General features: G+C 69.5%; 5 protein-coding genes. 2 read left to right on the forward strand and 3 right to left on the reverse strand.

The genetic code is table 11. The annotated features are described in order from the left end of the window. Positions 1 to 4: 4 nt before the first annotated feature. A complete protein-coding gene (locus AB0F29_RS00120; protein WP_361866137.1) occupies positions 5 to 5,290 on the reverse strand; it encodes a DUF3883 domain-containing protein in 5,286 nt (1,761 codons plus the stop codon). A 158-nt stretch (positions 5,291 to 5,448) separates the two neighbouring features. On the opposite strand from AB0F29_RS00120, the gene AB0F29_RS00125 reads away from it, so the two are divergent. Continuing rightward, positions 5,449 to 6,537, forward strand: a complete 1,089-nt coding sequence (locus AB0F29_RS00125) for a hypothetical protein (RefSeq protein ID WP_361866138.1) — start codon at positions 5,449 to 5,451, stop codon at positions 6,535 to 6,537. Positions 6,538 to 6,757: 220 nt separating this feature from the next. On the opposite strand, the gene AB0F29_RS00130 is transcribed toward AB0F29_RS00125, so the two are convergent. Continuing rightward, on the reverse strand, positions 6,758 to 6,886 hold the full coding sequence (locus AB0F29_RS00130; RefSeq protein ID WP_361866140.1) for a hypothetical protein: 129 nt from the start codon (positions 6,884 to 6,886) through the stop codon (positions 6,758 to 6,760). Positions 6,887 to 7,155: 269 nt separating this feature from the next. Here AB0F29_RS00130 and AB0F29_RS00135 point away from each other — a divergent pair, with 269 nt between their 5' ends. Further along, positions 7,156 to 7,485 (forward strand): hypothetical protein, encoded by a 330-nt coding sequence (locus AB0F29_RS00135; RefSeq protein WP_361866143.1) that lies wholly within the window; start codon positions 7,156 to 7,158, stop codon positions 7,483 to 7,485. An 83-nt stretch (positions 7,486 to 7,568) separates the two neighbouring features. Here AB0F29_RS00135 and AB0F29_RS00140 read toward each other — a convergent pair. Continuing rightward, a partial coding sequence (locus AB0F29_RS00140) for a tetratricopeptide repeat protein (RefSeq protein WP_361866145.1) occupies positions 7,569 to 8,266 on the reverse strand: 698 nt, incomplete at its 5' end.

Raw genomic sequence — 8,266 nt, forward strand, 5'->3', positions numbered from 1 at the left:
TGATTCAGCCAAGGTTGAATCGGAGCCTCATCTGGGTGCTGACCAGTTCGTAGCCGGCGAGGTCGGGGGCGCTGAATGGGTTGGGCAGGACGGTGATGTTGCGGCGGTCGCGGTCCAGGACGTCAGAGACGTACACAATGAAGTACGTCTCGCCAGGGGCCAGCCGGGAAGCGCGTCGTACCTCCGACTCGCCCAGGATGATCTCTCCGCTGTTGCCCGTGGACGACTTGACCTCGTAGAGGTAGGTCGTGTTGCCGTCGTGGATGAGGAAGTCGTAGCCGAGCCGGTCGTCCCCGGGCTGGGCACCGGCGAGTCCGTGCACGCGCAGGCTCGACTTCCACGAGTTCTGTGGTGCAACGCCGAACTGCTCGTGCAGCCACGTGGCGACCGCTGCCTCCCCCGCGAGGCCCACCGGCAGGGTGCGGTCCTGGTCGTTGCCCGCGGCCTGGTAGGAGCCGCCCTGTGATCCGGTGGCGGGCTGTGACGAGGTGCGCGGCCGGGGAATGCGGGGCGCGAGTGCTGTGACGGCCGTGGCCGGGGTGGCGCGTTGTTCCGGTGTCAGGTCCGCTGCCACCTCACGGGCCAGTGCCGCCAGGTCGTCGGGGCCTGCCGGGACGAGCCTGCCGTTCAAGACTACTTGGGGGCCCGGCAGGGGTGTTCCGGATCGGCCGGTGCCTGCGGTCGCACCGCCGTTCCCGGCTGGTGCCGACGTGGTTGCGGACAGTCCGAGCTGGGACGGCCGGTCCGACAGCGGCATACCCGCCGGCCAGTGGCTGTGGTCGCTGAGCCAGGTGATCAACGCCTTCTTGGACAGGACCTCGAAGTCCAGCCGCCCTTGGTCGTCCAGCGCACGCAGTACCTCCTGCGGGGGCGGAGGCGCCACGGTGCGGCTCGTCGGGTGCAGACGCTGCCAGTCCTCGATCAGCTGCCGTAGGCGCGGCAGATGCTGGTGGACTGCGGTGGTGGATGACTCGCGGACTTCTGTGAGCGGCGCCAGCGCGCGGGACGTCGACGGTTGTGCGGGGAGCGATCGGTTCAGCCAGGTGTCCGCGTGAGCCTGGAGGAGTTGGTCGGTGAGGTCCCAGAGCGTCGTGTGCCAGGTTGGGTCCGGTGCGAGCGCGGGCAGGGCACGCAGCCGCACGTAGGCGGTCAGGGACCTGCCGGAGCGGTAGTCGTCGGCGTGGGCGTCCCTGACCCGCTCGGCGAGTGCGGGACGGTTCCGCTGGAGCCAGGCCGCGAACTGCCGTTCGTGCCGGTCGGTGTTGTCGATCTGCGGCAGGCCCAGTGCCTGCCAGGCTTGGTTGGCCTCGGCCAGGGTTACGGACAGGGCCCGCAGCTGCCGTTCGGGATCGTCGTCGTCCAGGAGCCGCATGAGCCGTTCCGCGTCCGGCGCGCCGATCCGGGAAGTGAGCCAGGCATGGAGGGCAGCACGGTCGGGGAAGTCCTCGATGCGTTGCTGAAGTTCCTCTGCGAGGTCGAGGTCGAGGCAGGCGAGCAGCGGCACGAGCCGCGGACTTCCGGAGCGCTGCGAGGCCCGCTCGGCGAGGACGGCGTGCAGCTGGTGCTGCCGCAGGTCCAGGACGTCGGCGAGATCCTCCTCGGACACGTCGTCCGTCTTCAGGTCCCGTTCCTCCAGCCGGGTCAGTGCTTTCCACAGGATGTGCTCGAGGTGGGGCGCGCGGATGAGAGCGCCGAGGGCGGGTGCGGCGGTACGGAGGACCCGCCAGCCGGTGCGTAGCCCGCTGTGCACGACGACGACACAGGGACGGTCGGGGTCGGGGTGGAGCAGAGCGCGGTCCGTACCGTTCTCGGTGAGACGGTGGCCGGCGATCCAGACGACGGCCTCGCCGGCCACGGCCACCTCGCAGTGGCGCAGCAGGTTGGTCGCCTCGGCCACGGTCACGGGTTCCGTCCGGGACGCGCGCTCCTCGTCGAACTCCAGCAGAGCGGCGACCAGCGTGAGCAGCCAGGGACCCGCGTACTGGGCCAGCGGCAGGCGAATCGCCTCACGGACGGGCAGTCCGTCGGCCTGGATGTCGCGTGTGGCGTCGCCGCACCGCTGAACGTCGAACGCCGCTCTCTTGTCCAGGAAGGCGTGGACCCGGGCACCAAGTGCCTTGTCCCCGATCGGGATTACGGGTACCGGGACCCGGTCCAGGAGGACCCGGTTCTGAGCCCCGTCAGGGTCGGGGACGAAGACCGTCTCGTTTGTTTGCGCCGGGTCCAGCGATTCGAGGGCGCCGGCCCGGTGGACCAGCAGCCGGTGCGGTGGCGTGGCGGGTCCGCCGTCGGTGGTGCGTGTGCCGCGCTGGGCGGGCAGCAGCTGGGCCCATGCCTTCTCGTACTCCCGGCTGATTTCGTGCGCGAGCCTGCCTTCGCGCAGGTGAGGCCTGGCCTGCACCAGGTCGGGCAGGTGGCCGAGCCGGTCGGGCGCTGTGCCGGCATCGTCCCAGGAGCGGATGCCGAGCAGGCCGAGGCGTGCCACGAGCTTGGTGGACCGACTGCTGCGCACGGCCGCGGGCACCACGCTGAGAAACGGGGGCGGAGACTGCGTGCCCTGCCACCACCAGGCCCGGCCCGCGGTCGCGAACACCGTTCTCTCCGATGGGTCGCCTGAGACGGAGGTCTGCGGGATCCACGGCGCGTGGGTGAGGAAGGCGGCCAGCGGGGTGGGCCACCAGGTCCCGGTGGAGTCGGTGTGGCGTACGAAGTGCATCTCCAGCGCTGAGTCGGGCCAGGCGAAGGCGAGGCCGTGCACGATGAGTTCCGCATACAGCCTGCAGTCCTCCTCGCTGAAGCTGGCGTAGACGTCCTGTCCGGGCAGCACGGCCGTAGTACGGGAACGTGAGTGGTAGTCAACTCTGAGGTAACCAACGCGCCGCCGGTTCGGCCAGCGCTCGGCGGCCGTCCGCCACTGCGGTAGCAGATCTTGTCTGTTCGGGGCCCAGAAACGGGTGGGCCGGTTGAGATCCCCGCCTTGCACTTCGTTACGGAAGGCCTCGTGGCGGGGGCGGAGGCCGTGAGCGACCTCGTGCCGTTCGAGGAAGCGCCGCATGACCTCGACGGAGAGCGTGTCCCCGCACAGGTCCTCGGGGCGCGGAAGGAGCCGCCGCTCCGTATGGGTCAGCACAGACGAAAGTTCCCGGACATGCTCCAGGAACCGGGTCAGGGTGTCATCGACTGCGGAGTGCTCTCCCGGCCACCCCGGCCCGAACATGGCAAAGCGCGCGTCCTGCCAGCCGCCCCGCGTCGGGACCCGGAGACCGTGCAGCCGCGGAGGCCTACGCCCCTCCTTCTCCAAGGTGTGGGACACCGCGCAGGCATAGCGGAGGCAAGCCATGCGCACGTTGTTGTCATCTTCGCCCTCTCCGTCCGCGCGTAGGGCCGCGGCCACGACCTCGAGCACTTGGTCGGCGCTGTAGTCGTGGACGAGGCCGACGGCCTTGAGCCAGGTGCGGCCCTGCGCTCTGCGCTTGCGGCCTTTGCCGGTCCAGGTGATGGCCTCGTGCACGAAGTGCAACCTGCCCGACAGCCCGGTGGGCAGGGCCGGAAGGGAAGCCCCCCGTGGGGGCTCCCGGTCGAAGAAGACGCCTTCCGCGGCAGCTGGTGCCAGCGCCGGCCCGGCCGTGAGGATGATCCGCTTTCCGGCTATGTCCGAGCCGTCGGGGAACTCCTGTGAGAGGTCGTAGTAGAAGTCCGCCCACCATCCGGGGTCGAGGGGGGCGCGGGCGGTCGCCTCGGCGAGCCGCTCGGCCCAGGAGCCGAGGCGCTCCGTGGACGGTTCGAGGCGCGTGTCCATACTCCCGGCTAATGAGCCCAGCTCCCGTAGCCGAACGGGGTGCAGCTGCGGGTCGAGGAGATCGGTGATCCCCGTGGCGGCGACCGCGTGCGGGGTGAAGGCCGTGGCGTGCTCCTTGCCTCCCCACAGCACTGCCCGGTGCAGGGATGTGCGCGTGCCGGACGCCGCGGCGACCACCGGGACGAACGGCACCTGGGCGATGCCGTGCCCGAGCTTCTGGAAGGCGGAGGTGAGCCGGGGCAGTGCCACGGGCGACCGCCAGCACATCAGGTCGACCAGCGCCCCGGAGGGAATGGGGGCGCGTCCGTACGTCGTGGCGAGCACCGCGCGGGCACACGTCTCGGCCACGGTGTCGAGCAGCAGGTCGTTCCACGGCACCACCGCGTTGAACGAGCGCCGGTTCAGCTCGGCGAAGAACGGGGCGTGGACGAAGCCGCGCAGAGGGGCCGTGATCTGCTCGCCCATCGGCAGGAAGGTGTACAGCCGCCCCTCGTCGAGGGGATCGGCGACGGGGACGGCGATGCGCACCTCGGCCTTCTTCTCCCAGGCCATCCAGTCGGGTCGCATCCCGCTTCTCTCGATCGACGCGGTGAGCGCCTCCCGGGCGCGGTCCGGGTCGACCTTCCCGCAGACGACGATCAGTCGCATCCGCCGGCGCAAGGTGACCTGCTGCACCTTCAGGCCACGGGCCCGGTACAGCACCTGAACCTGACGGTCGTACGTCCTGCGCCGATTTTCCCCCGCGGCCCGCCACTCCAGCTGGACGCGTTCCAGGCGGTCGAGGAACAGCTCGAACGGCGGGGCACTGTCGTCCATGAGCTCCCGCACCTGCGCGGCTGCCGCCGAGCAGGCTTCGGCGGACTTCAGCGGCAGCCGGACGACGGTGACGAAGCCCCGGCGTGTGAAGCTGTGGATAGTCGTCGGTGCTTCCTCCAGGAAGACCGGAACCTTCAGCGTGTGCAGGTTCGCCTTCAAGTAGCCGACGAAATCCGCGCGCTCGGGAGCCACCTCGCGGGCGAGCGCGTCGTAGTCATCGGGCCGGGCGAAGCGGAAGGTGAGCCCGTCGGGGGCCCGGGACCCCTCCCTGTCGACGCTGTAGACCTCGGGGGCGTCGCACAGGTTCAGCACGCTCTTGAACCCGACGCCCTTGTGGCCGATCCCCGCGTCGGCACGCTTGGGAGACAGGGCGATGCTGCACATGCCCTTAAAGTTCTTGCTGCTGAACGGCTTGCCCCGATTGGCCACATAGAGGGTGCCGTACTCACCCTCGTCCTCGTCCAGCCGGATCTCGACACGTCCGTCGGCAGCACCAGCCGGGTGCGCGTCATGTGCGTTCTGCAACAACTCGATGAGCGCCCGGCCCTGGTACTCGGGCACGATGAGCGTATCGATCACGGCCTTGGCCTCGCCGGCCGCGTCACGGTCGTCGTCCCAGTCCCGCAGACAGCCACGCACCTCAACGAGCGCCTTCTCGTGCACGCGTCTACGCACGGCCGCCGACCGGCGCTGCCGCACACGCTCCACCGACGGTCGCCGGCCCCCCGCTGCCATACCGCTACTCCCCCACTCCGATGTCCAACTGCCCAGCTGCACGAGCAGCCTCTCAAACTGGGTGCGCGCAGGAGCGGGAAAGCGGAGAATCCGGGCTCATGACCACGGAACAGGCCCTTCGGCGCTTCGGCCCCCAGTTCGTCGCCAAACAGCGCCACCGCTACGGCAAGCGTCCGCCGGAGAACCGGATGCTCTCCTACGACCTGGCGGTGCTGGATGAGTACGAGCCCTGGCGGATCTGGCTGGACAAGCAGCTCGGTCTCCTGCCGGCGGCCGCCGCGGAGACCTTCGCCGCGAACCTGTGGCGCGACCAGAACTTCTGGCCCGACGTCATCGAACTCGCCGTCGGCGCGGCGCTGCGGCGGCAAGGCTTCAGCGTGGAGTTCGAGCGCCGGTGGGGGAAGCTGACACCGGACTGGACCGTCGTCGGTGAAGACGGCGCACCGGTCGCATTGGTCGAGGTCCTCACCCACAGCCCGCAGCAGGGAACGTTCGCGAAGATGAAGGCGTGGCACGCCCTGGTCGAGCGTCTCAAGCAGATACCGGTCCCCGTCGTCCTGACGGTGGCCGGGGACTCCTCGCGCCCACTTGCCGCCCCCGATGCCCGCACCGCGAAGAGGATCGCCCAGGATTTGCGCCGAGCACTGCTCTCCCCTCTGCACCGGAGCGTCTTCACGAGCCAGGGCTACACCTTCCTGCTCCAGGCCGACCCCCGTACGGGCCAGAGCATGCGACCCCCCGGGATGAGTACGATCCTCATCCCCCCGAGCAGCATGGCCGGTGTCGTCTCCGCCCGGTCGGTCACCGCCGGAATCGAGAAGAAGATCAGCAAGTACCGGGCGCTCGCGAAGGAAGCCGGACTCCCGCTGATAGTGGCGGCCGGCGCCCACAAGTTCACCGGCCTCCAGGTCCAGCAGCTCGACGACCTGCTCAACGGAGCCCCCACGTTGAGCGTCCAGTTCAACTTCGGCGACCCGTTCATCCACCACCCCGTCGAGGTGGACCCGTCCAATCCACCGAGCTGGACCATGCCTCCCGAGCTGGCCGGCGTGCTCTGGGTGAACAATGACTACCCCTTCACCACCGCCTGGCTCCCCAACCCCACCGCGGCGGCTCCCGCACCACCCGCGCTCCTCGCCCAGGAAGCGGATACCTCCCAGTCCCCGGGTCTTCCTGGTAGGTGCTGAACAAGCCAGGCTGGCACGAGGGAACGCCAAGCTGTGATGCCGAGGAGAAGGCCGAATTCCTGGAGCGCGATGTGCTGGACGTCTTCGGCATTCGCGGGCCGACCCTCGGTGCTCCGGGCGTGGGCGAGCTCCGCGGCGCCCAGGGCGAGCAGCTGTTCGCGGTCACGTTCGTTGTGTTGGTCGGTGGTGTAGGCGGCCAGGACCTGCCGCCAGATCCCGCTCACCGGCCGCGGCCGTCGCGCGGGGCGGGGACAGCAGACGCGTGGGCGTCCTGCGGCGGCTCGTCCGTCTCCTCGTCGGGGCGGTGGATACCGAACGCGCCCGGCGTGCCGCGGGGAACTCCGAGCACGGGCCCCGCCCTGCCGGCTGTTGTCCGGGACGTATCGCCCGTCGTCCAGCCTTCACGTAGCGCCCGGCCGGTCTGAGCGTGTTGGTACGCCGCCCACGTACGCGGTCATCTCATCCATCCTCCCGTCATCCGCGGGCACGGGGCGCGGCTCGATGGTGGGTTCCTTCTGACTGACGGGCAGACAGATGCTCATCGCTACAGCTACTCTGAGTGGTGGAGCGCACCGATGTCGGTGACCCGCAGCGGACCAGCCCGGTCCGGTGCCCCCTGTGCTCCTACCGCCCCGACTGGGCCACTTCATCAAGGACCAGATCGCCCAGCCCCGTACCACCACCCGTGTGAGCCGGGCCCTGGACGAAGCCTCCCCCTACCTACTGCCCGGCAACTTCCCCCACCGTCCCCGCAATCCCCGCAGGGTGGGCAACCTGCTGAATCGCCATGGCCTGCCCGTGCTCAGCGCCAGGAACACCGCCATGATCGAGGCCGTCACCACGCTGCCGCCCATCGTTATCGCCGACCTGTTCGGCCTCCACCCCTCCACCGCGGAGGCATGGGCGAAATACGCCAACAACAGCTGGACCCACTACCTCGCCGCCTAAATGTAACGACCCTGGCGCCGCCGGCCACCGGCAGCCTTGGGAAATGTCGGCGGTACAGCCTTTGGTGTCAATCGGTCGATTCATCAACGGCCGTTCCCCGCTTTACCCCGCCAGTGGGCGACGTTGCGGTAGGTATGCAGGGTGTCGGGGTGGTCGGGGCCCAGGATCCGTTCCCGGTAGGCCAGCAGTTCCTCAAACGCGGCGGCGGCGCCGGCTGCGTCCCCGGCCTCACCCCGCCAGTGGGCGACGTTGCCGCGGGCGCTCAGGGTGTCGGGGTGGTCGGGGCCCAGGATCCGTTCCCGGTAGGCCAGCAGTTCCTCAAACGCGGCGGCGGCGCCGGCTGCGTCCCCCGCTTCACCCCGCCAGTGGGCGAGATCGTAGCGGGCGGCCAGAGTGTCGGGGTGGCCGGAGCCCAGCACTCGGACCAGGGCGTCCAGCAGGTTTGTGTACTCGGCCGCAGCGCCGGTCGCATCCCCTGCCTCACTCCGCGCGTCGGCGAGGTTGCGATAGGCGGCCAGAGTGGATGGATGGTCCGGGCCCTGCTCCCGCAACTGCGCAGCCAGCCGCTGCTTCAACCGGTCCACGCGACTGACCTCATCCTCATCCTCACCCTCATCGTCATCCTGGCCGAGATCAATGGCGACGGGATAAATCATGGATCTGTTGGGGTCCAGCACCCGCACCTGGTCGGCCTGCGGCTCTTTGAATGCATTCCTGATCGCGTTCTCGGCCACACTCCGCCAATAGGCGAAGTTACGGTAGGTGTTCAGGGTGTCGGGGT

This window comes from Streptomyces sp. NPDC026589 (genome assembly GCF_040638385.1).
Lineage (GTDB): Bacteria > Actinomycetota > Actinomycetes > Streptomycetales > Streptomycetaceae > Streptomyces.